The organism is Gemmobacter denitrificans (genome assembly GCF_036964905.1).
In the GTDB taxonomy this organism is placed as follows: Bacteria; Pseudomonadota; Alphaproteobacteria; order Rhodobacterales; family Rhodobacteraceae; genus Gemmobacter; species Gemmobacter denitrificans.
The window spans coordinates 17,946-42,377 of sequence record NZ_JBALHR010000012.1 but is presented as its reverse complement, the minus strand read 5'-3'; the positions used below and the strand labels follow the sequence as shown (position 1 = coordinate 42,377).

Below are 24,432 nucleotides of genomic sequence, written 5' to 3'. Positions count from 1 at the left end.
CGAATATGACAGGCCCCCATGCGTTCATTGATTGCAACGATCCTTCTGGCGCTGCCGACCCTTCCGCAGCCCGCCTTTGCTGCCCCTGCCTGCCCTCAGGCCGAACTGGTGCATTTGCCGGGGCAGGGCGAAGCCATCGTCGAGGGTGTGCAGGGTGGGCTTTGCCTTTTGCGCTTGGCAGATGGTCGGCAGATCAGCGCGGCCCCCGCCGATCTGATCCCGGTCGCGGCGGGCGACACTCCGCCCGCGCCTTCGCTGCCGCTGGGTTTGTTTCGCTGCCAGTTTCCTGGCGCAGGGCGCGCGCCCTTTGGTCTGGCCATCGCGCCGGGGCTCTATATCCTTGACGATGGCAGCGCCGGTAGCCTGAGCCAGACCGGCGCGGATATCAGCTTTGACAGCGGCCCGCTGCAAGGGGCCCCGGCCCGGATCGAAAGTTCAGGCCCTGTCCCCCAACTGGCGCTGACCCCGCCAGGCACGCGTGCCGAAGCCCGCTGCCTGCCCTGGCACGCGGAGTGAGGTCACAGCGGCGGCGGGCGACGCCCCGGCCAATCGGTTGCCAGATGATAGCACTGGCCCATCGCCAGAATCTCGGCATCCGAGCCGGTCCGCCCGATCAGCTGCATCCCCATCGGCAGCCTGTCAGGGCCAAAGCCGCAGGGCAAAGCCAGCGCGGGCAGGCCGATCAGGCTGACTGGAACCACCACCTCCATCCAGCGGTGATAGGTGTCCATCATCTGGCCATTGATCTGCTGCGGCCAGCGCCATTCCACCGGAAAGGGCCAGACCTGCGCTGCGGGCATCACCAGCGCGTCAAAGCGCCGGAACAGCTTGGCCGCCCGTGCATACCAGCGTGACCGGATCACGCTGGCGGCATGCACCTCTGCTGCCGTCAACCCCAACCCTTGTTCGATCTCCCATTGCGTTTCGGGCTTCAGCTTGTCCCAGCTGGCGGGTGTGTCGCGCAACCCGCCCTTGGCCCCGGCATTCAGGAAGGCGCGCAGCGTGGTCCAGGCCTGCCAGAGCTGTTCTGCCGGGAAGGGTGGGGGGATGTCTTCGATCTGGGCGCCCTGATCGGCCAGAACTTGCAGACCCGCGCGGCACATATCCAGAATTCCGGACTCGCAAGGATAGGCCCCGCCCCAGTCGCCCAGCCAGCCGATGCGCTTGCCGCGCAGATCGGTTTGCAGCAGATCGCCATAGGGCGCGGTCGGGCGGCCAAAGGGCACCTCCGGGTTCTCGCCCGCCAGCACAGCCAGAAGCAGGGCCAGATCCTCGATATTGCGCGCCATCGGCCCTTCGGTCGCCAGCGTCGCCATGAAACTGTCGCCCATCGCATCACCCGGCACGAGACCCCAGGTCGGGCGGAAGCCATAGATGTTGCAAAAGGCCGCCGGATTGCGCAGCGATCCCATCATGTCGCTGCCATCGGCTAGCGGCACCATCCGCGCCGCCAGCGCGGCTGCAGCCCCGCCCGATGATCCGCCCGCACTGCGCGTCAGATCATAGGGGTTGCGGGTTGCCCCGAAGACCGGGTTGAAGGAATGGCTGCCATGGCCCCATTCCGGCGTATTGGTCTTGCCGATGAAGATGGCCCCGGCCGCCCGCATCCGTGCGGCGACCAGATCATCCGCGCCCGGCACAAAATCGGCAAACAGTGGCGATCCCCAGGTGGTGCGCAGCCCTTGCACTGCCACCAGATCCTTCACCGCAATCGGCAAGCCATGCAGCACACCGCGCGGTGCGACGTCATCCAGCGCCTGCGCCTCGGCCATCAACGTGTCAGGGTCGCGCAGGCTGACGATGGCAGTGATGGCCGGATTGGCCGCCTCAATCCGCGTGAGATGCGCGGCCATCACTTCCGATGGCGCGATGTCGCGCAACGCAATCCTGCGGGCCAGCTCTGCCGCGCCCATCCCGGCAAGCTCCACTCCCGCCTCCTTCATCTTGGTTCAAATATCCTCAGGGGGTGCGGGGGGCAGACAGCCCCCCGCGGCATCATCCGGGATTACTTCTGCAGCTCGGTCCAGATCGCGGTCACATATTCCTGCGCCTTGCCGGTGCAGGTGGGCAGGAAGACCCCCGCCGCCTTGTGCGCTTCGGGGATCACCACTTCGGGCGCGGTCTTCATGTCTTCGGGCATGAAGGCCTCGGACCCGGCGATGCCATTGGCATAGCGCGCAAAGGCCGAAATCATCGCGGCATTTTCCGGCACCATGATGAAGTCGAGGAACTTGTAGGCCTCTTCCACATTCTGCGCGTCCTTCAGCAGCGCGACCGAATCCATGAACAGCGGATAGCCTTCCTTGGGATAACCATAGGCCACATCCGCATTGGCCACCCGTGCCCGCATGGTTGACCCGTTCCAGTTGACCGAGGCCGCCCAGTCATTGTTCGACAGCTTTTCGGTCGCGCCGTAATCCATGCTGATCCAGTTCGGTTTGGCTGCGATCAGGGCATCGCGCGCCTTTTTCAGCACTTCGGCATCTTCGCTGCAGGGCTGACCACCGGCCCACATCGTGGCCATCGCCACCACGTCGTTCATTTCGGGCACGACATTGACCTTGCCCTTCAGCTCCTCCGGCACTTCCAGCCAGACCGACGAGGTGTTGATGTCGCCGCCATAAACCTTGGTGTTCACGGCAATGCCGGTCGAACCCCACTGCCACGGAATGGTGAACTTGCGGCCCGGATCCCAGGTCACATCTTGCCATTCGGGGGCGATATTGCCCTTGTTGGCCAGCTTGCTGGCGTCCAGTTCGACGATCAGGCCCTTTTCCACCCAGATCGGCACATAATTGGCGGAAGGCACCACCAGATCGAAACCGTGGCCGCCAGCCTCGATCTTGGCCAGCGCGGTATCATTGCTGTCGTAATCGGTGACGGTGACCTTGATCCCGGTCTCGGCTTCGAATTTCGCCAACAGTTCGGGGCTGGTGTAATTGCCCCAGTTATACAGTTGCAGCACGCCTTCGGCGCTGGCAAGGCCGGTCGAGGCCATCAGCAGGGCGGTGGCAGTCAGAAGTCTTTTCATGGTTGTCTCCCGGTTGGTTCTTGTTGTTCATCCCTTCTTCCGCGTCAGCAGGAAGAAGGCCGTCAGCAGCAGCACCGTCAGCGCCAGCAATCCGGTCGAGATCGCGTTGACCTCGGGCGTGATCGCGCGGCGCATCTGGCCCAGCATATAGGTAGGCAGGGTGTCCTGTCCGCCCGATTTCACGAATTCGGTTATCACCACGTCATCCAGACTGATGACGAAGGCCAGCATGGCCCCGGCAAGGATGCCCGGCGCCAGCAGGGGCAGGGTGACATGGCGGAAGGTCTGCCAGCGGCTGGCATACAAATCGCCTGCTGCGGTTTCCAGGCTCATGTCCATCCCCTCCAGCCGGGCGCGGATCGGCAGATAGGCAAAGGGGATGCAAAAGGCCGAATGGGCCAGAACCAGATAGCCCAGACCCTGATAGCCGGTCCATTGCTTGACCATGCCGAACAGGATCAGCAGGGCCACCGCGGTTACGATTTCGGGCACCATCAGGGGCTGGTTGATCATGACATAGACGAATGTCTGGCCCTTGAACGCCTTGCGCCGGGTGGTGCCAAGTGCCGCCAGGGTGGCCGCACTTGTCGCGATGATGGCGGCCAATGTGGCAATGGTCAGCGACCGCAGGGTTGCGGCCTTCACCGCCTCGTTTTCCCAGGCGCGGGCGAACCAGTGCAGCGAAACCCCTTCCCAGACCGCGATGGAGGTTCCGGCATTGAAGGCATAGGCCACTAGCGTGAAGATCGGCAGATACAGTGCCACGAAGGCCAGCACGGCGATGGTGGCAAAGCCTGGCAGGCGGGCCGGTTCGAACACACGCTCAGCCATGGCTGTTCTCCTTGCTGGCGGCGCGGACATAGACCAGCAGCGCCACCATGACGATCATCAGAAGCGAGATCGACAATGCGGCGCCCAGGGGCCAGTTGCGGCCCTGACCGAACTGCAGTTCGATGAAATTGCCGATCATCATGTTCTTGCCGCCCCCCAGCACGCGCGGCGTGACATAGGCCCCGAGCGAGGGCACGAAGACAAGGATCGACCCGGCCACGATGCCCGGCCGCACGATGGGCAGGATCACCCGGCGCAAGACCTGCAGGCGGCTGGCATAGAGATCATAGCCCGCCTCCAGCAGCCGCATGTCGAAGCGATCAATCGCGGCAAAGAGCGGCAGCACCATCAGGGGCAGATACACATAGGTCATCCCCATCAGCACGGCGGCATCGGTGTTGATGATGCGCAGGGGCTCGGAAAACAGGCCCAGCTTGATCATCACTGTATTGAACAGACCTTCGTTGCGGATCACCTCGTTGATGGCAAAGGTGCGGATCAGAAGGTTGGTCCAGAACGGAATGGTGATGAGAAACAGCCACATGGCCCGCGCCTTGGGCGGGCGTGTCGCGATGAACCAGGCAGTGGGAAAGCCGACGAGGAAGGTCAGTCCGGTGGTCAGCAGCGACAGTTTCACCGAGCGCCAGAAGATCGTCAGATGGGCATCGGCGAGCTTCAGCGTGTCGTCAAAGATGTCCTTGGTGTAAAGGATGCCCATCCAGCCATCGGTGCTGAATTCCCAGACCACATTGCCGTATTTGCCGGGCGTCAGGAAGGAATAGACCAGCACGATCAGTAGCGGACCGGCGGCGGCGACGGTCAGGATCACGAGTGCCGGGCTGACCAAGGCCCAGGCACGGCGGGTGGCGGCGGCTTCGGCTTGGGTTTCCAGGCTCATGGCGCTAATCCCCCAGAACCTGCGCCGCACCGGGCGCAAAGCGCAGCCCGACCCGGTCGCCGCTGGCCAGACCCACATCGCCGCTGGGGTTGCTTTGCAGCCGCGCCACCACCTCTGTGCCATCGCTCAGATGCAGATGCACATGGGTATCGGTGCCGAAATAGACGCAACTGCGGATCGTGGCGGGGATTGCGCCGGTTTCGCCTTCCGTGACCAGCCGCACCTGTTCTGGGCGCACAGCCAGCGTGGCGCTGCCGCTGCGGCCTTGCGCGTCCACCTCGATCCGTTCGCCGCCAGCCAGCAGGGCGGCATTGCCCTGCAAGGTGACGGGCAGGAAATTCGTCTCGCCGATGAAGCTGGCGACAAAGCGGTTGACCGGGCGGGTATAGATGTCGCGCGGGGCACCGATCTGCTGGATCTTGCCCGCGCTCATCACCCCGATCCGGTCTGACATGGTCAAGGCCTCTTCCTGATCATGGGTGACAAAGATGAAGGTGATGCCGGTTTCGGTCTGCAGCCGCTTCAGTTCGATCTGCATTTCCTTGCGCAGCTTCAGGTCCAGCGCAGACAGCGGTTCGTCCAGCAACAGCACCTTGGGCTTGGGCGCAAGGGCCCTTGCCAATGCGACCCGCTGCTGCTGACCGCCCGACATCTGGGTGATCTTGCGATCCGCCAGATGTTCCAGCTTGACCAGCGCTAGCATGGCGCGCGCGGTGTCTTCGACCTCGGCCCGGGGCTTGCCCTGCATCTGCAACCCAAAGCCCACATTCTGCGCCACCGTCAGATGCGGAAACAGCGCATAGCTTTGAAAGACCGTATTCACCGGGCGCTTGTTGGGCGGCAGATGGGTGATGTCTTGCCCATCCAGCCGGATCTGACCCGAAGTCGGTGTGTCAAACCCGGCGATCAGCCGCAGAAGCGTGGTCTTGCCGCAGCCCGAAGGGCCAAGCAGCGTAAAGAACTCGCCCCGCCTGATATCGACCGACACATCGTCCAGTGCCCTGACTGCCGCCGCGCCCTGCCCGAACGCCTTTATGGCATTGCGCGCCTCGATGATCGTGTCAGTCACTCTGCCACCCCGCTGCTGAGTCTCGATCCGATTTTGATCATATTTTCGCGACAACTGAAGTGGCGCAAGTCATTTCATGCGCACAGGAGGCTTGCGCGTTTCCCTAGGGGCAGATTTTTCCACTTCTGCACAAAGGGCGATCAGGTCATCATCCGCACCGAAGGCTGCCGCCAGATGAATGCCGATGGGAAGCCCGGATTTCGTCATGCCCAGCGGAACCGAGGCTGCCGGTTGCCCGCTGGCATTGAACACGGCGCAGAAGGGCGAATATTCGAAAATGCCGCCCGGCCCGGTGCGATAGGCGACGTAATCTTCGGTCGTATGGGCAAAGCGGCCGATCTGGGCAGGCGGTTCGGCCAGTGTGGCCGACAGGATGATGTCGCAATGGTCGAACACGGCTGCCATCTGGCGGCCAAAGGCGTGAATTTCCCCCACAGCCTCCAGATAGCGGGTTGGATGCAGGCTTTCGGCATGGGCCACGGCCCCCCGGCCCACACCTTCGACCAGATCGGCGGTCAGCGCCCGGCCCTTCAGCGCCTTGCGGATGCCAAGCGCGGTGCCGATGCCGACGATATCGGTCCAGGCCCGCATCATCATCGGCACATCGGCGGCTGGCAGGCCCGGGGTGACCTCATGCCCCAGAGATTCCAGAAGGCGGGCGGCGGCTTGCACGGCGGCGGCCACCTCAGGGTGGATGGATTGGCCGGTAAAGGTGCCTTCGACCAGCATGATGCGCATCCGGCGCGGTGGGCGGCTGATCGCCTCGGCATGGCTGCGGCGCAGGGGTGGGGCGTGATAGGGTGCCCCCGGATCAGCCCCGGCGCAGGCATCCAGCATGACTGCCGTGTCGCGCACAGTATGGGTCAGGAACCCGTCGATCGCCATGCCGGCCCAGCCTTCGCCGACATAGGGGCCATCGGGCAGCCGCGCCCGTGTGGGCTTGAACCCGAACAGCCCGCAGCACGAGGCCGGAATGCGCACCGAACCGCCGCCATCCGATCCATGCGCAATAGGCACGATGCCGGCCGCCACTGCAGCACCCGCGCCGCCCGACGATCCGCCGGGCGTGTGGTTCAGGTTCCAGGGGTTCCGGGTCGGGCCACGATAGACGGCGGCCTCGGTCGCGGCACCGATGCCGCCTTCCGGGCTGGTGGTGCGGCCCCAGACCGCCACCCCGGTGGCGGCGATGCGGTCGAAGATCGCGCTGTTCTGCGTATAACGGGTATTGGCCAGAAGGCGCGATCCGTTGTGCGACGGGTAATTGATCGCCTCGCACCCCAGATCCTTCAGAAGGAAGGGTACGCCGTGGAACGGCCCGCGCGGCAGGCCCACACCGATGGCCCGCCGCGCCGCCAGTTCCTGCGGCAGCACCACGGCATTCAGCCTTGGGTTCAGCAATTCGCAAGCGGCGAGCGAGGCTTCCAGCAGGTCGGTTGGGCTGACCTCGCGCCGGGCGACAAGGGCGGCCAGATCGGTGGCATCCCGCGCGTCAAAGGTTTCCAGCATCCCGACTCTCCCTGACATTTTTCCCCATGCTGGCGGGGGCAAGGGGGCGGGGCAAGGCCGGGTCCGACAGGGTGATGTCGGAAATGCCTTAGCGCTGGATCAGGATTTCCTGTGTCAGCCGCCCGTCGGGGGTAAAGACGAACATCCGGCCATCGGTGGTCACGACGCCGATCCAGTCGCGGCCCCGGGTGATCGCCTCGGGCGTCGCGCCTTCGGGCAGGGCAATGCTGTCCGGCAGGGGGGGGGCGGCGGGCTTTCCCAGCGGCAGACGGGTGACAAGCAGCCCGACGATGGTTATGACGCCCGCAATCAGCGTGAGCGTCAGCCCCGTCACCAGCCGCTTAAGCCAGCGCAGTTCGGGCGGAAAGACGTTCGGTTCGGAAGGATCATCCATGACCAGCCCCCTTGAAGACGATGACGACGCGCCCGAGGGCTTGTTGCGTGTGGTGATCGGCGAAGACCCGCCCGACCGTCTGGATAAGGCCTTGGTGCGCGAAGTGCCAGAGGAAGCCGCGCTGTCGCGGTCGCGTCTGATGAAGATGATCGAAGCGGGGCATGTGCTGCGCGATGGCCAGCCGGTGACCAATCCCAAGGCCCGGGTGGCCGAGGGTGAGGCCTATGACCTGATCATCGAGGTTGCCGAAGATGCGGCGACCCTGCCTGAGGACATTCCGCTGGATGTCCTGTGGGAAGATGCCGATCTGATCGTGGTGAACAAGCCGGTCGGCATGGTGGTTCATCCGGCACCGGGCTCTTACAGCGGCACGCTGGTGAATGCGCTGCTGCATCACTTCGGCGGCGCGCTGTCGGGGGTGGGCGGTGCGCGCCGCCCCGGCATCGTGCATCGCATCGACAAGGACACTTCGGGCCTGCTGGTCGTGGCCAAATCCGACCGGGCCCATCACGGGCTGGCCCGGCAGTTCGAAAAGCATACGGTGAACCGCCATTATCTGGCTTTGGTGCATGGCGTGCCTTCGGCCGCCGATCCGCGTCTGCGCGGGGTGAAGGGGGCAAGTTTCGAACAAGGCGGTATCCTGCGCATCGCCACCCATCTGGCCCGCCACAAGACCGACAGGCAGCGGCAGGCCGTGGTCTGGAACGAGGGCCGCCATGCCATCACGCGTGCTCGGGTGCTGGAAATCTATGGCACGCCCGAAACTGCGGCGCTGGTGGAATGCTGGCTGGAAACCGGGCGGACCCATCAGATCCGGGTGCATATGGCCCATGCGGGCCACGGGCTGATCGGCGATCAGACCTATGGCGGCAAGCGGCGCGTGGCACCCAAGGCGGTGGGCGATGCGGCGGCCGAGGCGGCGAACCAGTTTCCGCGTCAGGCCCTGCATGCGGCAACGCTGGGCTTTCTGCACCCCGTCACCGGTGAAACCCTGCAGTTCGAGGCACCACTGCCGCCCGACATGCAGGCGTTGGTCGATCTGTTGCGCCGTGACGGATAAGGACAAGGCGGGCTGTGCGCCGGTCTGCGGCTTGCGGGGGCCTTCACACAGATGCGTGAAAGTTCTGACACAAATCTTATATTGCCGACGGAACATTCCCATCTGCCGTTGAACAGGACGTGACGGGTCAGGGCTGCACGCAATGGTTGCGGGTTGCCTGACCCGGTCCTAGACTGGGCGCTGCATGCGGGGAACACATCCGCAGGGGCGCCTGAAGGGGGTCAGAGAATGAGTACCTATACCAATCTTCCCGCACCCAGCCCGGAACAGGGTCTGAACCGCTATATGCAGGAAATCCGCAAGTTTCCGCTGCTGGAGCCGGAACAGGAATATATGCTGGCCAAACGCTGGGTCGATCATCAGGACCCGGCGGCGGCGCACAAGCTGGTGACCAGCCACCTGCGTCTGGCGGCCAAGATCGCCATGGGCTATCGCGGCTATGGTCTGCCGCAGGCCGAGGTGATCTCGGAGGCCAATGTCGGCCTGATGCAGGCGGTCAAGCGCTTTGATCCCGAAAAGGGCTTCCGTCTGGCCACCTATGCAATGTGGTGGATCCGCGCCAGCATCCAGGAATACATCCTGCGGTCCTGGAGCCTGGTGAAGCTGGGCACGACAAGCGCGCAGAAAAAGCTGTTCTTCAATCTGCGCAAGGCCAAGGCAAAGGTCGGCGCGCTGGAAGAGGGCGATTTGCGTCCGGAAAACCTGGCCCAGATCGCCAAGGACCTTTCGGTCAGCGAGGCCGAGGTGATCGACATGAATCGCCGCCTGTCGGGCTCTGACGCCTCGCTCAATGCCACGGTGGGCAGCGAAGAGGGCGGCGCGCAATGGCAGGACTGGCTGGAGGATGAAGACAGCGATCAGGCCGGCGCCTATGCCGAGCGCGACGAGTTGGATGCCCGCCGCGCCCTGCTGGCCGAGGCGATGAATGTGCTGAATGACCGCGAAAAGGACATTCTGGTACAGCGCCGTCTGGCCGATGAACCGGTCACGCTGGAAGACCTGTCAGAAAGCTATGGCGTCTCGCGCGAGCGTATCCGCCAGATCGAAGTGCGGGCCTTCGAAAAGCTGCAAGCCCGGATGAAGGAACTGGCGCGCGGCAAAGGCATGCTGATCGACGCCTGACATGACCAGCACGGCATCGGGCGGGGGCGGCCATCGGCTGCCCCTTTTGCATTGCGGGCCGGAATTTGCCCTCTGGAAGCGCGCCTTGGCGGTATCTGCTCCAACCTTGCGCTGACTTTCGCGTGAAAGTTGCGATCCCTTGCGTCAAGGGGTTTACATCGCGTCGCATTTACCGTTCAAAGCGTCGCAATCCGCCCGCGCCTTGGCGCGGATCGAGTCGGATCGCAGGGCGGGCGTTGAACCCCCGCGCCGCAGTCACTACCAAGGGTGCAAACGGATCAAGGACAAGAGACCATGAGCGACCCGACCGACATGCTGAAGACCTTCATCAAGCCGATGCACCCGGAAGGGATCAAGTTCGTGGCGATCTTTGCCGCGATCACGCTGGTCCTGTTCTGGCTCTGGGAACCGCTGGGTTGGATCGGGGTCGGGCTGACAGTCTGGTGCTATTACTTCTTCCGCGATCCCAAGCGCGCCGTGCCACAGGGCGAAGGGCTGATGGTTTCCCCCGCTGATGGCGTCGTGTCGCTGATCGAACGCGCCGTTCCACCGCCCGAACTGGGCATGGGCGATGCGCCGATGCTGCGGGTTTCGGTCTTCATGTCGGTCTTCAACTGCCATGTGAACCGCGCGCCGATCGCCGCCCGGCTGGTGAAGATGGCCTATCGCCCCGGCAAGTTTCTGAATGCCTCGCTGGACAAGGCGTCGGAAGACAATGAACGCAACAGCCTGTGTCTGGAACTGGCCGATGGCCGCCAGATCGCTGTTGTGCAGATTGCCGGGCTGGTGGCCCGCCGGATCGTGCCCTTCGTGAATGAAGGGCAAGGGCTGAAGACCGGCGAACGCTTTGGCCTGATCCGCTTTGGCAGCCGGGTGGATACGTACTTGCCCGAGGGTGTGCAGCCGCTGGTCGCCGTTGGTCAGACCTGCATCGCCGGAGAAACGTTGATCGCGGAATTGGGCCGCGACCTGCCGCAGCGCCACGCGAAACTGGTGTAAGCCATGACCACCGACCGCCCGGAACGCCGCCTGCCGCTGGTGCGCCTGTTGCCCAATCTGATGACGGTCAGCGCGCTCTGCGCAGGCGTTACAGCCATCCGTTTCGCGGTGGAGGGGCATTTCAAGCTGGCCGTCGCGCTGATCCTGCTGGCCGCCATTCTGGATGGGCTGGATGGCCGTCTGGCCCGGCTGCTGCGCAGCGAAAGCCAGATCGGTGCGGAACTGGATTCGCTCTGCGATTTCGTGAATTTCGGCGTGGCGCCGGGATTCATCATCTGGCTTTGGGCGCTGCAGGACATGAAGGCCGCTGGCTGGATTGCAGTGCTGGTCTATGTGGTGGCCTGCCTGATGCGGCTGGCGCGGTTCAATCTGGGCAATCGCGCCATCGACAAGACCGCCGAGCAGACCGGTTTTCAGGGCGTGCCTTCGCCCGCCGGGGCCATGCTGGTTTTCCTGCCGATGTTTCTGGCCTTCACCCTTCAGACGGAACCGTTTCATGGCGGGCTGATCGCACTGTATATGGCGCTGGTGGGCGGCATGATGGTCGGGCGTTTCCGTACCCCTTCGTTCAAGCAGGTCAGCTTTGCCGCGCGCTATGTGCGCTATATCCTGCTGGGCTTTGTCGCGCTGATTGCGGCGATGCTGGCCTATCCCTGGGTCACGCTGGTGGCGGTGGATCTGGGCTATCTGATTGTCGTGCTTGTCAGCCTGATGCGCGGCACCTCCCCCCCGATCGAAGAAGAGGAACCGCTCGATGGAGCTTGAAGCCGTCGCCAAAAGCTATGCCCGCTGGGCACCGGTCTATGACCGGACCTTCGGGGCGGTGACCAATGCCGGCCGCCGCCGTGCCACCGGCTTTGCCAATCAGGTGGGCGGATCGGTGCTGGAAGTGGGGGTGGGCACCGGGCTCGCCCTGCCGTTCTATGCGCCGCATATGCAGGTGACTGGTGTCGATTTTTCAGAAGACATGCTGGCCAAGGCCCGGCAGAAGGTGCGGGAACAGGGGTTGCGGCAGGTGCGTGCGCTGCAACAGATGGATGCGCGCGATCTGGCCTTTCCCGACCAGAGCTTTGACAGCGTTTGTGCCATGCACATCCTGTCGGTCGTGCCCGAACCCGAACGGGTGATGGCTGAAATGGCTCGGGTTTGCCGGGTGGGCGGGCATGTGCTGGTGACCAACCATTTCGCCGCCGAGGGTAAGGGCCTGATGGCGCGGGTCGAACGTCTGTTTGCCCCGCTGTCCGATCTGCTGGGCTGGCACAGTGATTTCGAACGCGCCCGGGTGCTGGGCGATATCCGGTTGCAGCTGGTCGAGGAAGACGGGTTGCCGCCTTTTGGCATGATGACCTATCTGCGGTTGCGCCGGGTGGCCTGATCGCGGTTGTGCGCCAGTCGTTAGCGCCAACATTTCCCATTGCCGCCCAAAGCCGCCCTGCTTACCTTGCGGGCGGGGGACCATGATGGGGGAGCAGATGATCCGCTGGGGAATTCTGGGTGCGGCGAAATTCGCACGGGTGCACATGGGGCCTGCGATCCATGCCGCAGAGGGCGCGCGCCTTGTGGCGCTGGCCACAAGAGATGCGGAAAAATCGAATGGTTTCCGGGCGTTCTGCCCCGATCTTCATGTTCATGGCAGCTATGATGCCTTGCTGGCCGATCCAGGAATCGACGCGGTCTATATTCCCCTGCCCAATCACCTGCATCTGGAATGGTCGCTGAAGGCCATTGCGGCGGGCAAGCATGTGCTGACCGAAAAGCCGATGGTGATGCAGGCGGCCGAGTTTGATCAGCTGATTGCGGCCCGCGATGCCAGCGGGCTGCAGGTGGCCGAGGCCTATATGATCGTGCATCACCCGCAATGGCAGAAGGTGCGCGATCTGATCGATGCGGGGGAAATCGGTCGGATCGATCATGTCGATACGGCCTTCAGCTATGACAACCGCGCTGATCCGGGCAATATACGCAACCGCCCGGAAACCGGCGGCGGCGGGATTCGGGATATCGGGGTCTATACCTATGGTTCGGTCCGGTTTGCCGCGCGTGCGGAACCCGTGGCGCTGGAGGCGCGGCTGCGGCTGGAAAACGGGGTCGATACCTGGGCACAGGTGACAGGCGAAATGGCGGGGCCGCAGGGCCGATTCACTTATTCCGCGATAACATCCATGCGGCTTTTCCCCCGGCAAGAGGTGGTGTTTCAGGGCGAGCGCGGCTTGATCCGGGTAACCGCGCCGTTCAATGCAGGCCTGTTCGGCGAAGCGCAGGTGACCTTGCACCGCAACCCGAACCACATGGAATTGTTCCGCTTTCCGGCTTTGAACCACTATGTCCTGCAGGTTGAGGCCTTTGGCCGTGCGATCCGCGATGGCGGCGGTTATCCTTGCCCGCTGGAGTTTTCGAAAGGGACGCAGCAGATGATCGACCAGATCTTTGCGGTGGGTCGCGCGATCTGATCCAGCGGCCTAGCCCATGGTCACCACGACCTTGCCCGTCGATCTGCGTGCCTTCAGGCAGGCCAGCGCATCTGCGGCCTGTTCCAGAGGAAAGGTCTGGCTGACATGGGGGTGCAGGCTGCCCTCTGCGATCCATTGCGCCAATGTTGCAAGGCTGGCAGTCAGAACATCGGGGCGGAAGGTCAGATAGCCCCCCCAGTAGAGACCCATGACCGAAAGGTTCTTCACCAACAGCAGATTGGCGGGAACCTGCGGCACATCGCCCCCGGCAAAGCCGATCGCCAGCAGGCGACCTTCGGGCCGTGTGGCGCGCAGGGCCTCCATGAATGCGGGGCCGCCGACACTGTCATACATGACGTCGATGCCGCCAAGCGCCTTCAACTGACCACGCAGATCGGGGCTTTCGCTGTCAATCAGCACATCAGCCCCCGCCGCTCGGGCGACGGCAAGCTTTTCTGCGCCTCGGGCCGATGCAATCACCCTTGCGCCCATGCGTTTGCCGATTTCAACCGCTGTCAGCCCGACGCCACCTGCCGCCCCGGTGACGAACAATGTTTCCCCCGGCTGCAGCCGCGCTTTGTGATCCAGGGCCAGGTGCGACGTGCCATAGGCAATCTGAAAGGCCGCAGCGGTGACGAAATCCATGGTGCCGGGCAGGCGCAGGCAACGATGGGCCGCGAAATTCCCCTCGGGCGCCAATCCTCCCTGTCCGGCAAAACAGGCGACGCGATCCCCTGGGGCAAAGCCTGTCACTCCGGCCCCGATCTCGGTAACCGTCCCGGCAAGTTCCATCCCCATGGTAAAGGGCAGGGCGGGGATATCCTGATACTTGCCGTCGATCATCAGCAGATCGGCAAAGTTCAGGCCGCAGGCGGCAATCTGCACACGCAGCTCACCCGGCCCCGGAGGCGGGAGAGGGATTTCTGCAAAATCAGGTTGGGATCCCGTCGCGGCCAGTTGAAATGCGCGCATCATATCCTCGTCGCATGGGTGTTTCCCGGCGATAGTAAGGGGGCTGATTCTCTTGTCCAACCCACGGGATCAGCCCTAATTGCCGCGCTGCGGGTTTTGTGACGTAACGTTACCGCGGCTCGCAACCCAAGGTAGCCAAGCGATTTTCCATAAACTTGTTCATTCGTATAGCTGCATCTATCCTAAAAGACAGCTACTGCGATCACAAGTTGCGTGGAATACATGGGAAACATGGCATAGTGTAGGGATGCGGCTGCCAATGCCACGCCCTTTCGCGGAAGGGTTGAAGCCCATGATCAAGGAGTTAAGCATATGAAGCACCCAGTGGATGCGCATGTTGGCAAGCGAATCCGGCACCGTCGCTGGATGATCGGCATGACGCAGCAACAACTGGCTGACCGTGTCGGGATCAAGTTCCAGCAGATCCAGAAATACGAAACCGGCATGAACCGCGTCAGCGCGTCGCGCCTGTGGGATATTGCAGATACGCTGGGCGTGAATATCGGCTTCTTCTTCGAAGGCATCGACGAGACCCGCGAAACCGCAGGTCCGGTGGAAGGCGATATCCTGGCCGACAAGGAAGCACTGGAACTGGTGCGGTCCTATTATGCAATTCCCGAGGCACAGCGCCGCCGCCTGTTCGATCTGGCCCGCGTGCTGAGCGACGCGGCCTGATCGCCAGCGTCTTGCCCCCTTGCACCGGACGGGCTAGCCTGTCTCGTCCGGTGGGAAGGGTGAACCATGGCAGAGCTTTCAAACGAAACGCGTGCGGAACTGATTGATGTTGCGCACGCTCTGGCCGACGCGGCGCGCGAGGCGACCTTGGTGCATTTCCGATCGCTGGCGCTGACGGCGGAATCCAAGGAAAGCCAGCGGTTCGATCCTGTGACCGTGGCCGACCGGCTGAGCGAAGACAGGATGCGTGCCATTCTGGCGCAGCGGCGTCCGCAGGATGGTATTCTGGGCGAAGAGCGCGGGTCACAGGCCGGAACCACTGGCCTGACATGGGTGCTCGATCCCATTGACGGCACAAGATCCTATCTTGCCGGCACACCCACCTGGGGGGTTCTGATCTCGGTCGCGGATGAAACCGGTCCGATCTACGGGATCATCGACCAGCCCTATATTGGCGAACGGTTCGAAGGTGGCTTTGGGCGGGCCCAGATGCAAGGGCCGCATTGGCAGCGCGCCCTTGCGACGCGCGGGCCGCGCGCCTTGGCCGATTGCCTGATCATGTCCACCTTCCCCGAGGTTGGCACCGCTGATGAAGCTGCGGCCTTTCACCGTCTGGCGCGCCAATGTCGGCTGACACGCTATGGAACGGATTGCTACGCCTATGCGCTGCTGGCGGCGGGTCATATCGATCTGGTGGTCGAGGCCGGGCTGCAGGCTTATGATGTGCAGGCCCCGATTGCCGTGATCACAGCGGCGGGTGGCGTGGTGACCGATTGGCAGGGCCAACCCGCCCCGCAGGGCGGGCGCATTCTGGCGGCAAGCTGCCCCGATGTGCATGCCGCCGCCCTGGCGGTGCTGAACGGTTGACCCTTTGCCGCGCCGCGCGCTAGATTGACCGCGACGCGGCGAGTCCTTCCCCCTTCTGTCGCGCGTCCACAGGGCTTCCGAAGGGGCGTTTCACCAAACGGGGGACTCGTGCATGACACAGACCGAAATCCTGATCCGCAAGGCCGATGCTGTTGTCACGATGGATGCCGGGCGGCGTGAAATTGCCAGTGGCGATGTGCGCATTCGTGGCGGTGTGATCACAGAAGTCGGGCAGGGCTTGACCACATCCGGCACGGTGGTAGAGGCGGCGGGCTGTGTCGTGACGCCCGGTTTGGTGAATACTCACCACCACCTGTATCAGACCCTGACGCGCGCCGTACCGGGCGGGCAGGATGCGCTGCTTTTCGGCTGGCTCAAGACGCTCTATCCGATCTGGGCGCGCTTTGGCCCCGAAGAGATGTTTGTTTCGGCCCAGATCGGTCTGGCCGAACTGGCTCTGTCGGGCTGCAGCCTGACCTCGGATCATCTGTATCTTTATCCAAATGGCGCGCGGCTGGATGACACCATCGCTGCGGCGCGCGATGTCGGGTTGCGCTTTCACCCGACGCGTGGGGCCATGAGCATCGGGGAAAGCGCAGGTGGCCTGCCCCCCGACAGTCTGGTAGAAGCCGAGGCCGCGATCCTGAAGGATTGCATCCGCGTGGTTGATGCGTTCCACGATCCATCGGATGGTGCCATGGTCCGCGTTGGCCTTGCCCCCTGTTCGCCCTTCTCGGTCAGTCGCGATCTGATGCGCGACGCTGCCGTGCTGGCCCGCGAAAAAGGGGTCATGCTGCACACCCATCTGGCGGAAAATGACGAAGATATCGCCTATTCCCTGGCCCGCTTCGGCTGCCGACCGGGGCAATATGCCGAAGATCTGGGCTGGACAGGGCCCGACGTCTGGCATGCCCATTGCGTCAAGCTGGATAGTTCGGAAATCACAAATTTTGCCCAGAGCAGAACCGGTGTTGCCCATTGCCCATGTTCGAATTGTCGCCTTGGGTCGGGTATAGCGCCAGTGCGCGCCATGCGCGATGCGGGGGTGAAACTGGGTCTCGGGGTCGATGGATCGGCCAGCAACGATGCCGGAAACCTGATGGCCGAGGCGCGGCAGGCCCTGCTGTTACAGCGTGTGGCACGGGGGGCCGATGCCATGTCGGCGCGCGAGGCGCTGGAGATCGCCACGCTGGGCGGCGCACAGGTGTTGGGGCGCAGCGATTGCGGCAGCCTTGCCCCCGGGCAGCGGGCTGATGTGGCGATCTGGGATCTGCGCGGGATCGAGGCGGCGGGGGCTTGGAATCCAGTTGCGGCGCTGATCCTGTGCGGCCCGACACGGGTGCGCGATCTGTTCGTTGAGGGCCGTCAGATCGTGCGCGATGGCCAGATGACCACGATTGATCTGGGCCGGGTGGTCGAAACCCAGAACCGCCTGGCCCGCCGTCTGGCCGGGCTGTAATCCTGCCAAAGCTTGCAGAACCGGCGTCGAACGGGCATCACCGGACCCAGCAGCACGGAGCAAACCGATGACCCATGACTACAAGGCCCAAAGGGCGGAAACCCTTGAAAGCTTCGCTTCCTTCGCGAACGAGGCGCCCGAACAAGCCGTGATCACCTATCAGTTCTACCCCGAAGACGTGGATGCCGATTGGGACGGGCTGGAACGCGCCCTGCAGGCCAAAGGGTTCCGCACCCAGCGGGATGAGGATGAAGACTTGCTGGATGCCCTGATCGGCCCGGTGAAGATCACCGCCGAAACCATCTGGACCCATGAGAAAATCGCCACCGAGATCGCTTTGGGGTTCGATTTCACCCCCGATGGCTGGGGCCTGATCGAAGACTGACCGGCGCGGCCTCGCTGTTAGGCCTAGCCTGCCTATTTGCGCCGGGCACCTGCGATCCACACCGCGCTGATCGCCCGGTCATCGCCCATCATGATGGTGGGAAACAACGCCTGCCACAGAGTGTTTGCCCGCGCGCTGGCCTGTGCGATGGCGGGGGTGGAGCCCAGATCGACCGCAATCAGATCGGCCTCCATCCCCGGTGCGATGTTGCCGATCTGATGCCCGGCCCGCAGGGCCTGCGCCGATCCCATAGTGGCCAGCCACCACAATTCGGCCGGATGCAATGCGCGGCCCTTCAGTTGCGCGACTTCATAGGCCGCTGCCATGGTCCGCAGCATGGAAAAGGACGACCCGCCCCCGGTATCGGTGGCCAATCCGATGCGCAGGCCCGCCGTCTTCAGCCCGCCCATGTCGAACAGGCCTGATCCGATGAAAGTGTTCGATGTCGGGCAATGGATCAGGCTGGCATCCACTTCGCGCAGGCGACAGATTTCGCGCGGTTCCAGATGGATGGCATGGCCATACAGCCCCCCCGTCCCCAGCAGGCCAAAGCGTTCATAGGTGTCCAGATAATCCCGCGCCTCGGGAAACAGGCCCCTGACCCAGGCAATTTCATCGATCTGCTCGCTCAGATGCGTCTGCATCAGGCAGTCGGGATGCGCGGCCCAGAGCGCGCCCAGGGCTTCAAGCTGTTCGGGGCTGGATGTGGGGGAGAACCGCGGTGTGATCACATAGGACAGCCGGTCCACCCCATGCCATTTTGCCAGCAATGCCGCACTGTCATCATGGGCGGATTGCGCGGTATCGCGCAGGCCTTCGGGGGCATTGCGATCCATGCAGGTCTTGCCCGTCCAGATCCGCTGCCCGCGCGCCTGTGCCGCCTGCATCAGCGCATCCACCGATGCCGGGTGGATCGTGGCATAGGAACAGACCGATGTGGTCCCTTCGGCCAGGGTGAGATCCAGATAGCGGGTGGCGATGGTCTGGGCATAGGCCGGATCGGCCAGCCGCATCTCTTCGGGGAAGGTATAGGTGTTCAGCCAGTCGATCAGCCGCTTGCCCCAGCTCGCGATGATCGCAGTCTGGGGGTAATGCACATGGGCATCGACAAAGCCGGCAGAAATCAGATGCCCGCCCATATCGGTGACCTTGGCTTGCGGCCAGTCGCGCCGCAGGGCATCGGCCGCACCCACAGCCCGGATGTGCCCGTCTGCCACCACCACGCCTTCATCCACCCGCGCGGCATCCGGGCCAGCCTCGAAAGGATCGGCCTTGAAATGCAGCACCCGGCCCAAGATCAGTTCCGCCATGCCCGTCTCCTGTTGCGCAGCGCAGATTAGGGTCTTTCGCGCCAAGGGTAAATTTCCGCCTGCACCCTGTTTCTTTGAAACAGCTTATCCTAAGGTCGCGGCAATCGGGCAGGGGATCGCATGGCAGAGTTTGACTCATTTTCAGCAGAGACAGAGGACGAACCGCTTGATCCGCGCCGGGTGGCCGCGATTCGTGCTGCAGTCGAGGCTGGCGATGCTGCGCGGCTGACCGGTCTGGTCGAACCGCTGCACGCAGCCGACATTGCCGACCTGCTGGAGCAGATGGCACCCGCCGACCGGCGCGATTTCCTGCGGCTTTACAGCGGCGAAATGGATGGCGACATCCTGTCGGAAATCGATGATTCGATCCGCGAAGAGGTGATCGGCGCCCTGCCGCATGATGTTCTGGCCGAAGCGGTCCGCGATCTTGAGACCGACGATGTGGTGGATATTCTGGAGGATCTGGAGGCCCCGGAACAGGCCATCATCCTCTCGGCGCTGACAGCGGCCGATCGTGCTGCTGTCGAACAGGCGATGGCCTATCCCGAATATTCGGCAGGCCGCCTGATGCAGCGCGAAGTGGTCGTGGCCCCCGCGCATTGGACAGTGGGTGAAACCATCGATCACCTGCGCGGTGCCGAATGGCTGCCCGATCAGTTCTACCATGTGATCCTGGTCGATCCGCGGATGCGGCCGCAGGGCTATGTCACCCTGGGGCGGCTTTTGTCCTCGCGCCGCGAAATCGCCTTGCGCGACATTGTGGAAGACAGTTTCCGCACCATCGAGGCGACGGAAGAAGAGGCCGAGGTCGCCTATATCTTCAACCAGTATCACCTGATTTCCTGCCCCGTTGTGGATGAGGGCGGGCGGCTGGTCGGTGTCATCACCATTGATGACGCGATGAACGTGCTGGATGAGGAACACGAAGAAGACATGCTGCGCCTCGCAGGGGTGGGGGATGAAAGCTCGCTCTCCGACGGGGTGCTGGCCACCGTGCGCCGCCGCATTCCCTGGCTTTTCATCAATCTGGTGGCGGCCAATCTGGCCGCGCTGGTGATTGCGCAGTTCGAAGGCACGATTTCCGGGTTGGTGGTTCTGGCCGCGCTGATGCCGATCGTGGCCTCCATGGGGGGCAATGCAGGCACCCAGTCGCTGACCGTGGCGGTGCGGGCGCTGGCCACCCGCGATCTGACCGGGTCCAATGCCTGGCGGGTCATCCGGCGCGAGGCCGGGGTGGGGCTGGTGAATGGCTGCGCCTTCGCGCTGGTCATGGGGGGCGTGGGCTGGGGGATTTATGGTTCTGGGCTGCTGGGGGGGGTATTGGGCGCGGCGCTGGTGTTCAATCTGTTCACCGCGGCGCTGGCGGGCACGGTTGTGCCGCTTTTGCTCGACCGGCTGGGCTTCGATCCGGCATTGTCATCTGGCACTTTCGTGACAACCATCACCGATGTCGTGGGCTTTTTTGCCTTTCTCGGCCTCGCCAGCATGATCCTGATATGACCATTACCGATACCAAATCTGCCGCCCGCAAGGCCGCTTTCGCCGCCCGCAAATCCGCCTTTGCCGCAGGGCAGGGGCAGGCCGCGCAGTTGCTGGCCGATTTCCTTGCCCCGCATCGCCATCGCCCCCTGGCCGGTTACATGGCGATGCGCACGGAGATCGACCCCATCGCGGCCATGGCAGCCCATGCCGGGCCGGTCGGCGTACCGGTGATCCTGGGCCCGGGTCAGGCGCTGAAGTTCCGCGAATGGACCCCGGGCTGTGCCATGATCGAAGGCGATTTTGGTGCCTTCATCCCGAAGGAAGGTGCCTGGATCGATCCCGAGGTGCTGATCGTGCCCTTGGTGGGCTGGGACCGGCGCGGCTTTCGGCTGGGCTATGGCGGCGGCTTCTATGACCGCACACTGGAAGGCCTGCGCGCCAAACGTCCGACTTTGGCCATCGGCTTTGCCTTCGCGGCGCAGGAACTGCCCGAAGTCCCCATTGAAGCCACCGATCAGCGGCTGGATGCGATCATCACCGAACAGGGCATCGTGACCTTCTGATCGCTGCCCCTTTATCGTGGCCCAAAAATCCTCCGGGGGGGCAAACGGCCCCCCAGCTATGTCGCCGTGCCCGGTTTACTTGGCGATTTTTTCGTCTTTCACAAACATGTTCGCCCAGGCCCGGTCGATCAGTTCGGGGCTCATCTGATAGGGGATGCCTTCGAATTCGCAGATTGCGATCATCTGATCGATCAGGAAGACCGGCTGGTAATTGGCGTAATTGTTGTTGATCGTCGGGTATTTGTTCTTCAGCAGATGCACCATGGCCGCCTGATCGATCGGCATCTTTTTCTTGCGGGCGATCATTGCGAAGATCTTCAGATAGTTTTCCTGGTTCGGCCCGTCGATCTTGATCTTGAAGAATATCCGGCGCAGGGCCGCGCCGTCGAAAATCTCATTCGGGTGGAAGTTTGTGGAAAAGATCACCAAGGTGTCAAAGGGGACGGTGAACTTTTCCCCTGATTGCAGTGCCAGAATGTCACGGCTTTCTTCCAGCGGTACGATCCAGCGGTTCACCAGTTTTTGTGGCGGGTCCGACTGGCGGCCAAGGTCGTCCACGATGAAGATGCCGCCATTGGATTTCAGCTGCAGCGGCGCCTGATAGGTCCGCGCAACCGGGTTGTAGGACAGATCAAGCATATCCAGCGTCAATTCGCCCCCGGTGATGACCGAGGGCCGCTGGCAATGCACATAGCGGCGGTCATACCGGTTCGACGTGCGGCGCAGGCTGTTGGGATCATCCGTCGCCTCTTCGGCGGCGGCATGCACGATCGGATCATAAACAGTGATCACCTGGCCGGAATATTCGATGGCGCGGGGAATATAGATCCGGTCTCCCAAGGCATCGCGAATGCCGTTGGAAATACTCGATTTCCCGTTGCCCGGCGGGCCATACATCAGGATCGACCGGCCCGACCCCACAGCAGGGCCCAGATTGCCGATCAGGTCTTCGGGCAGGATCAGATGACCCATGCCCTGCATCAGCTGATCGCGCGTCAGCTTCATGTTGCGCACCGACTGGCGCTTCACCTGTTCGCGATAGCTTTCCAGCGGAACCGGCATGGCTCCGTAATATTCCGATTGCGCCAGAGCGTCCAAAGCCCGCGCCTTGCCGCTTTCGGTCAGCTGATAGCCCATCTCGTTGCCCGATGTGGCATGCAGCGTGCCGGTGGCTTCGATCAGCTTCTGGCCACGGCCCATGTCGATCAGCTCTTGCGTGGCAGGAACCGGCAGGGCCACCTGCTGCGCGAGCTGCGAGACCAGGTCCAGATTGGTGCGGAACATGGTCTTGAGCAGAATGTCGCGCATCATCACCAGCGACAGGCCGGTTTCGGCCAGATTGCGGGGCGCAGTCGGGGCGATCACATTGGGGGTGACCTGCATGTTCATGGGCGTGACCTTCGGCCTTGTAGGGGGCGCTGCCCGGCCTGCGGGCATGCGCTGTCACCGCTCACAAGGCCAGATCAATTGGCCAGAATTGGGGCAAGAAGGTAGAAAATCAGCGTCCCCGACAGGGCCATCCCCATGGGAAACTTCTTGTGCGTCCAGCTGGCCCAATCCGGCGTGGCGCGGCGAACCGGGGGCAGGGCGCGCGCCAGACGATGCACGGCAAAGGCCGCAATCAGGCAGGCGGCAAACAGGGCCAGCACCTGCCGGATATCGCCAGTGGAAAAGACCGGGGCCATGGCCGCGGCGAATTTAGAATCGCCCGCCCCCGCCGCGCCCACTGCGCTCAGCATGAAGCCCGCAACCAGCACGATGCCCAGCACCGCCCAGCCCCAGCCCCAGGCAGGCAGTGAAAAGCTCATGGCCGGCAACCCGGCCAACGCCCAGACCCCGGCCATGGCCAGCACGGCCTTGTTGGGGATCTTCATGAACTTCATGTCCGACCATGCCACCCAGAGTGCGATGGGCAGCGACAGGGGCAAAAGCCACAGGGCAGCATTCAGAGTCAGGCCCATGGATCAGGCTTCCAGCGCAGCAAGGCTGTTGGCGGCGGCCTCGAAATGCTGGGGATGGGTTTCCACCGCCTCGCGCAGCAGGTTGCGACCCACATTCACATCGCCCTGCTTCACCGCGGCCAGACCCAGCGTATAGAGCAGCTCGGCCCGTTCCTTCTGGCTCATGTCCACGACCGGCAGGTCATATTTGCGCTGTGCCCCCCGTGCCAGCACCAGATTGTTCTTGGCGGTGAACATGGTGGGATCATGGGTCAGCGCTTCGGTGAACAGCCGTTCCGCCCCGGCATGGTCGCCGCGCGTCAGCTTGGAAAAGCCCCAATTGTTCAGCACATTGGCCGGTTTGGTGGTCAGGCCTGCCGCGATTTCATAGAAACTGTCGGCCTTTTTCCAGTTCTTGCGGCTGTCGGCCACCATCGCTTCCAGCCGGTAGCGTTCATAGGTTTCAAAGGTCGGGGGGATGCGGTTCAGTTCGGCCTCGGCCTCGGACCAGTTGTTCGACCGGATATGGGCATCGGCCAATCCGACGCGATCTTCATTCGTGCCATTGCCGGATTGCACCAGCGCGGCCCAGACCTTTGCCGCCTCTTGCGGCTTGCCCGCCCGCACCAGCGATTTTGCCAGACCGCGCTGCAGATCGGGGCGACCGGGGTTCTGCGCCAGCGTATTGCTGAAATAGGTGACCGCCTCGTTCGGGTCGCCCACGGTCAGCATGATATCTGACAGGTTGCTTTCGTCGATGACGTTGACGTCTTTCAGGGCCCGTTGCACTTCGGCATCCGACGTGCCGCGCCCGCAGCCCGCAAGGGCCGCCATGCCGCCAAGGCACAGCGCAAGAATGACAGGGTGGCGCATTTCGCGTCCTTTTGCTGCTCGGGTTCCGCGATCCTGCCCTAAAGCGCGGACAGGAGCACATATTCCCCCTGGCCCCGCCGCACGAGCGAGAAGTTGTGAACCTCTTTTTCCTCGGGTTCAGAATAGACCGAATTTTCCGACATGGCTATTGCGCGCTTCAGATTCTCGCGGATCGAGTCCGTCTTGCCACTGTCCAGCGCGAAGGCATGCTGAAAGACCACCCGTGCTTCGGGCACCTTGCCGCGTTCCATCAGCACGACACCCAGATTGTTCTGTGCCGGGACGAAAGACGGGTCCAGCTCGATGGCGCGGCGCAGCAATTGTTCCGACTGGCCAAGCCGCCCAAGGGCAAGATTGGCCGATCCCAAGGCGGAAAGGACATCCACGCTCATGCCGTTTTCGGCGGCGGCGCGCAGATAGGCCTTCAGGGCGAGTTCATGTTCGCCCGCCTCCATCAGCCGATGGCCGACCAGCAGGCCATCCACCCCATCCTTGCGGCTATCGGCCACGGGGGCGGCATTTTCGGCTTGCTGCAAAGCCGATCGG

Annotated in this window: 26 protein-coding genes; 13 read left to right on the top strand and 13 right to left on the bottom strand. The window is 63.3% G+C overall.

What is annotated here, in order from left to right; all coding sequences use genetic code 11:
- The first annotated feature begins 18 nt into the window (after positions 1–18).
- Positions 19–516 carry a hypothetical protein gene (locus V6590_RS16365; protein WP_335424753.1) on the top strand — a complete coding sequence of 166 codons (498 nt, stop codon included), beginning with the start codon at positions 19–21 and terminating at the stop codon, positions 514–516.
- A 2-nt stretch (positions 517–518) separates the two neighbouring features.
- Here the strand turns inward: V6590_RS16365 and V6590_RS16360 are convergent, their stop codons facing one another.
- The 7 genes from V6590_RS16360 to V6590_RS16330 form a co-directional block, all read right to left on the bottom strand.
- Positions 519–1,943, bottom strand: coding sequence for an amidase (locus V6590_RS16360; protein WP_335424752.1), 1,425 nt, complete (start codon positions 1,941–1,943; stop codon positions 519–521).
- Between the two features lie 62 nt (positions 1,944–2,005).
- Positions 2,006–3,031, bottom strand: coding sequence for an extracellular solute-binding protein (locus V6590_RS16355; protein ID WP_335424751.1), 1,026 nt, complete (start codon positions 3,029–3,031; stop codon positions 2,006–2,008).
- Positions 3,032–3,058: 27 nt separating this feature from the next.
- Positions 3,059–3,862 carry an ABC transporter permease gene (locus V6590_RS16350; RefSeq protein ID WP_335424750.1) on the bottom strand — a complete coding sequence of 268 codons (804 nt, stop codon included), beginning with the start codon at positions 3,860–3,862 and terminating at the stop codon, positions 3,059–3,061.
- Positions 3,855–4,760, bottom strand: a complete 906-nt coding sequence (locus V6590_RS16345; protein WP_335424749.1) for an ABC transporter permease — start codon at positions 4,758–4,760, stop codon at positions 3,855–3,857. Before V6590_RS16345 ends, V6590_RS16350 begins: the two co-directional genes overlap by 8 nt.
- Positions 4,761–4,764: 4 nt before the next feature.
- The gene (locus V6590_RS16340; protein WP_335424748.1) at positions 4,765–5,829 is read right to left on the bottom strand and encodes an ABC transporter ATP-binding protein; all 1,065 of its coding nucleotides are present in this window, start codon (positions 5,827–5,829) and stop codon (positions 4,765–4,767) included.
- A gap of 69 nt (positions 5,830–5,898) precedes the next feature.
- A complete protein-coding gene (locus V6590_RS16335) occupies positions 5,899–7,353 on the bottom strand; it encodes an amidase (protein WP_335424747.1) in 1,455 nt (484 codons plus the stop codon).
- A 70-nt stretch (positions 7,354–7,423) separates the two neighbouring features.
- Complete coding sequence (locus V6590_RS16330; protein WP_335424746.1) at positions 7,424–7,729, bottom strand: DUF6476 family protein; 306 nt, start codon at positions 7,727–7,729, stop codon at positions 7,424–7,426.
- Here V6590_RS16330 and V6590_RS16325 point away from each other — a divergent pair.
- The 6 genes from V6590_RS16325 to V6590_RS16300 all read left to right on the top strand — a co-directional run bounded on the left by V6590_RS16325 (position 7,728) and on the right by V6590_RS16300 (position 13,360).
- Positions 7,728–8,789 (top strand): RluA family pseudouridine synthase, encoded by a 1,062-nt coding sequence (locus tag V6590_RS16325; RefSeq protein WP_335424745.1) that lies wholly within the window; start codon positions 7,728–7,730, stop codon positions 8,787–8,789. The two genes, V6590_RS16330 and V6590_RS16325, sit on opposite strands and share 2 nt — an antisense overlap.
- A gap of 228 nt (positions 8,790–9,017) precedes the next feature.
- Positions 9,018–9,911, top strand: coding sequence for an RNA polymerase sigma factor RpoH (gene rpoH, locus V6590_RS16320; protein WP_335424744.1), 894 nt, complete (start codon positions 9,018–9,020; stop codon positions 9,909–9,911).
- 294 nt (positions 9,912–10,205) lie between these two features.
- Entirely contained in the window at positions 10,206–10,910 is a 705-nt protein-coding gene (locus V6590_RS16315; RefSeq protein WP_335424743.1) for a phosphatidylserine decarboxylase, read from the top strand.
- A gap of 3 nt (positions 10,911–10,913) precedes the next feature.
- Positions 10,914–11,675: a CDP-alcohol phosphatidyltransferase family protein gene (locus tag V6590_RS16310; RefSeq protein WP_335424742.1), complete on the top strand. Its 762-nt coding sequence runs from the start codon at positions 10,914–10,916 to the stop codon at positions 11,673–11,675.
- Positions 11,665–12,285, top strand: a complete 621-nt coding sequence (locus V6590_RS16305) for a class I SAM-dependent methyltransferase (RefSeq protein ID WP_335424741.1) — start codon at positions 11,665–11,667, stop codon at positions 12,283–12,285. Before V6590_RS16310 ends, V6590_RS16305 begins: the two co-directional genes overlap by 11 nt.
- 97 nt (positions 12,286–12,382) lie before the next feature.
- Positions 12,383–13,360: a Gfo/Idh/MocA family protein gene (locus V6590_RS16300; RefSeq protein WP_335424740.1), complete on the top strand. Its 978-nt coding sequence runs from the start codon at positions 12,383–12,385 to the stop codon at positions 13,358–13,360.
- Positions 13,361–13,369: 9 nt separating this feature from the next.
- Here the strand turns inward: V6590_RS16300 and V6590_RS16295 are convergent, their stop codons facing one another.
- A complete protein-coding gene (locus V6590_RS16295; RefSeq protein WP_335424739.1) occupies positions 13,370–14,332 on the bottom strand; it encodes an NADPH:quinone oxidoreductase family protein in 963 nt (320 codons plus the stop codon).
- A 312-nt stretch (positions 14,333–14,644) separates the two neighbouring features.
- On the opposite strand from V6590_RS16295, the gene V6590_RS16290 reads away from it, so the two are divergent.
- The 4 genes from V6590_RS16290 (at position 14,645) to V6590_RS16275 (ending at position 17,718) form a co-directional block, all read left to right on the top strand.
- A complete protein-coding gene (locus V6590_RS16290; RefSeq protein ID WP_335424738.1) occupies positions 14,645–15,007 on the top strand; it encodes a helix-turn-helix domain-containing protein in 363 nt (120 codons plus the stop codon).
- Between the two features lie 66 nt (positions 15,008–15,073).
- Positions 15,074–15,874, top strand: a complete 801-nt coding sequence (locus V6590_RS16285) for an inositol monophosphatase family protein (protein WP_335424737.1) — start codon at positions 15,074–15,076, stop codon at positions 15,872–15,874.
- 112 nt (positions 15,875–15,986) lie between these two features.
- The gene (locus tag V6590_RS16280) at positions 15,987–17,333 is read left to right on the top strand and encodes an 8-oxoguanine deaminase (RefSeq protein ID WP_335424736.1); all 1,347 of its coding nucleotides are present in this window, start codon (positions 15,987–15,989) and stop codon (positions 17,331–17,333) included.
- A gap of 67 nt (positions 17,334–17,400) precedes the next feature.
- Positions 17,401–17,718 (top strand): hypothetical protein, encoded by a 318-nt coding sequence (locus V6590_RS16275; RefSeq protein WP_335424735.1) that lies wholly within the window; start codon positions 17,401–17,403, stop codon positions 17,716–17,718.
- Between the two features lie 32 nt (positions 17,719–17,750).
- Here the strand turns inward: V6590_RS16275 and guaD are convergent, their stop codons facing one another.
- Positions 17,751–19,028: a guanine deaminase gene (gene guaD, locus V6590_RS16270; protein ID WP_335424734.1), complete on the bottom strand. Its 1,278-nt coding sequence runs from the start codon at positions 19,026–19,028 to the stop codon at positions 17,751–17,753.
- A gap of 120 nt (positions 19,029–19,148) precedes the next feature.
- On the opposite strand from guaD, the gene mgtE reads away from it, so the two are divergent.
- A complete protein-coding gene (gene mgtE / locus V6590_RS16265) occupies positions 19,149–20,528 on the top strand; it encodes a magnesium transporter (RefSeq protein ID WP_335424733.1) in 1,380 nt (459 codons plus the stop codon).
- On the top strand, positions 20,525–21,073 hold the full coding sequence (locus tag V6590_RS16260; protein ID WP_335424732.1) for a 5-formyltetrahydrofolate cyclo-ligase: 549 nt from the start codon (positions 20,525–20,527) through the stop codon (positions 21,071–21,073). Before mgtE ends, V6590_RS16260 begins: the two co-directional genes overlap by 4 nt.
- A gap of 75 nt (positions 21,074–21,148) precedes the next feature.
- On the opposite strand, the gene V6590_RS16255 is transcribed toward V6590_RS16260, so the two are convergent.
- The 4 genes from V6590_RS16255 to V6590_RS16240 form a co-directional block, all read right to left on the bottom strand.
- The gene (locus V6590_RS16255; RefSeq protein ID WP_335424731.1) at positions 21,149–22,462 is read right to left on the bottom strand and encodes a DUF8689 domain-containing protein; all 1,314 of its coding nucleotides are present in this window, start codon (positions 22,460–22,462) and stop codon (positions 21,149–21,151) included.
- Between the two features lie 74 nt (positions 22,463–22,536).
- The gene (locus V6590_RS16250; protein WP_335424730.1) at positions 22,537–23,034 is read right to left on the bottom strand and encodes a prepilin peptidase; all 498 of its coding nucleotides are present in this window, start codon (positions 23,032–23,034) and stop codon (positions 22,537–22,539) included.
- A gap of 3 nt (positions 23,035–23,037) precedes the next feature.
- On the bottom strand, positions 23,038–23,886 hold the full coding sequence (locus tag V6590_RS16245) for a tetratricopeptide repeat protein (protein WP_335424729.1): 849 nt from the start codon (positions 23,884–23,886) through the stop codon (positions 23,038–23,040).
- Positions 23,887–23,924: 38 nt separating this feature from the next.
- Positions 23,925–24,395 (bottom strand): tetratricopeptide repeat protein, encoded by a 471-nt coding sequence (locus tag V6590_RS16240; protein WP_335424728.1) that lies wholly within the window; start codon positions 24,393–24,395, stop codon positions 23,925–23,927.
- Positions 24,396–24,432: the final 37 nt, after the last annotated feature.

Bases quoted from the DNA above. Each gene is read 5' to 3' on its own strand.
- V6590_RS16365 (WP_335424753.1), top strand. From the start codon at position 19: ATGCGTTCATTGATTGCAACGATCCTTCTGGCGCTGCCGACCCTTCCG.
- V6590_RS16360 (WP_335424752.1), bottom strand. From the start codon at position 1,943: ATGAAGGAGGCGGGAGTGGAGCTTGCCGGGATGGGCGCGGCAGAGCTG.
- V6590_RS16355 (WP_335424751.1), bottom strand. From the start codon at position 3,031: ATGAAAAGACTTCTGACTGCCACCGCCCTGCTGATGGCCTCGACCGGC.
- V6590_RS16350 (WP_335424750.1), bottom strand. From the start codon at position 3,862: ATGGCTGAGCGTGTGTTCGAACCGGCCCGCCTGCCAGGCTTTGCCACC.
- V6590_RS16345 (WP_335424749.1), bottom strand. From the start codon at position 4,760: ATGAGCCTGGAAACCCAAGCCGAAGCCGCCGCCACCCGCCGTGCCTGG.
- V6590_RS16335 (WP_335424747.1), bottom strand. From the start codon at position 7,353: ATGTCAGGGAGAGTCGGGATGCTGGAAACCTTTGACGCGCGGGATGCC.
- V6590_RS16325 (WP_335424745.1), top strand. From the start codon at position 7,728: ATGACCAGCCCCCTTGAAGACGATGACGACGCGCCCGAGGGCTTGTTG.
- V6590_RS16330 (WP_335424746.1), bottom strand. From the start codon at position 7,729: ATGGATGATCCTTCCGAACCGAACGTCTTTCCGCCCGAACTGCGCTGG.
- rpoH (WP_335424744.1), top strand. From the start codon at position 9,018: ATGAGTACCTATACCAATCTTCCCGCACCCAGCCCGGAACAGGGTCTG.
- V6590_RS16315 (WP_335424743.1), top strand. From the start codon at position 10,206: ATGAGCGACCCGACCGACATGCTGAAGACCTTCATCAAGCCGATGCAC.
- V6590_RS16310 (WP_335424742.1), top strand. From the start codon at position 10,914: ATGACCACCGACCGCCCGGAACGCCGCCTGCCGCTGGTGCGCCTGTTG.
- V6590_RS16305 (WP_335424741.1), top strand. From the start codon at position 11,665: ATGGAGCTTGAAGCCGTCGCCAAAAGCTATGCCCGCTGGGCACCGGTC.
- V6590_RS16300 (WP_335424740.1), top strand. From the start codon at position 12,383: ATGATCCGCTGGGGAATTCTGGGTGCGGCGAAATTCGCACGGGTGCAC.
- V6590_RS16295 (WP_335424739.1), bottom strand. From the start codon at position 14,332: ATGCGCGCATTTCAACTGGCCGCGACGGGATCCCAACCTGATTTTGCA.
- V6590_RS16290 (WP_335424738.1), top strand. From the start codon at position 14,645: ATGAAGCACCCAGTGGATGCGCATGTTGGCAAGCGAATCCGGCACCGT.
- V6590_RS16285 (WP_335424737.1), top strand. From the start codon at position 15,074: ATGGCAGAGCTTTCAAACGAAACGCGTGCGGAACTGATTGATGTTGCG.
- V6590_RS16280 (WP_335424736.1), top strand. From the start codon at position 15,987: ATGACACAGACCGAAATCCTGATCCGCAAGGCCGATGCTGTTGTCACG.
- V6590_RS16275 (WP_335424735.1), top strand. From the start codon at position 17,401: ATGACCCATGACTACAAGGCCCAAAGGGCGGAAACCCTTGAAAGCTTC.
- guaD (WP_335424734.1), bottom strand. From the start codon at position 19,028: ATGGCGGAACTGATCTTGGGCCGGGTGCTGCATTTCAAGGCCGATCCT.
- mgtE (WP_335424733.1), top strand. From the start codon at position 19,149: ATGGCAGAGTTTGACTCATTTTCAGCAGAGACAGAGGACGAACCGCTT.
- V6590_RS16260 (WP_335424732.1), top strand. From the start codon at position 20,525: ATGACCATTACCGATACCAAATCTGCCGCCCGCAAGGCCGCTTTCGCC.
- V6590_RS16255 (WP_335424731.1), bottom strand. From the start codon at position 22,462: ATGAACATGCAGGTCACCCCCAATGTGATCGCCCCGACTGCGCCCCGC.
- V6590_RS16250 (WP_335424730.1), bottom strand. From the start codon at position 23,034: ATGGGCCTGACTCTGAATGCTGCCCTGTGGCTTTTGCCCCTGTCGCTG.
- V6590_RS16245 (WP_335424729.1), bottom strand. From the start codon at position 23,886: ATGCGCCACCCTGTCATTCTTGCGCTGTGCCTTGGCGGCATGGCGGCC.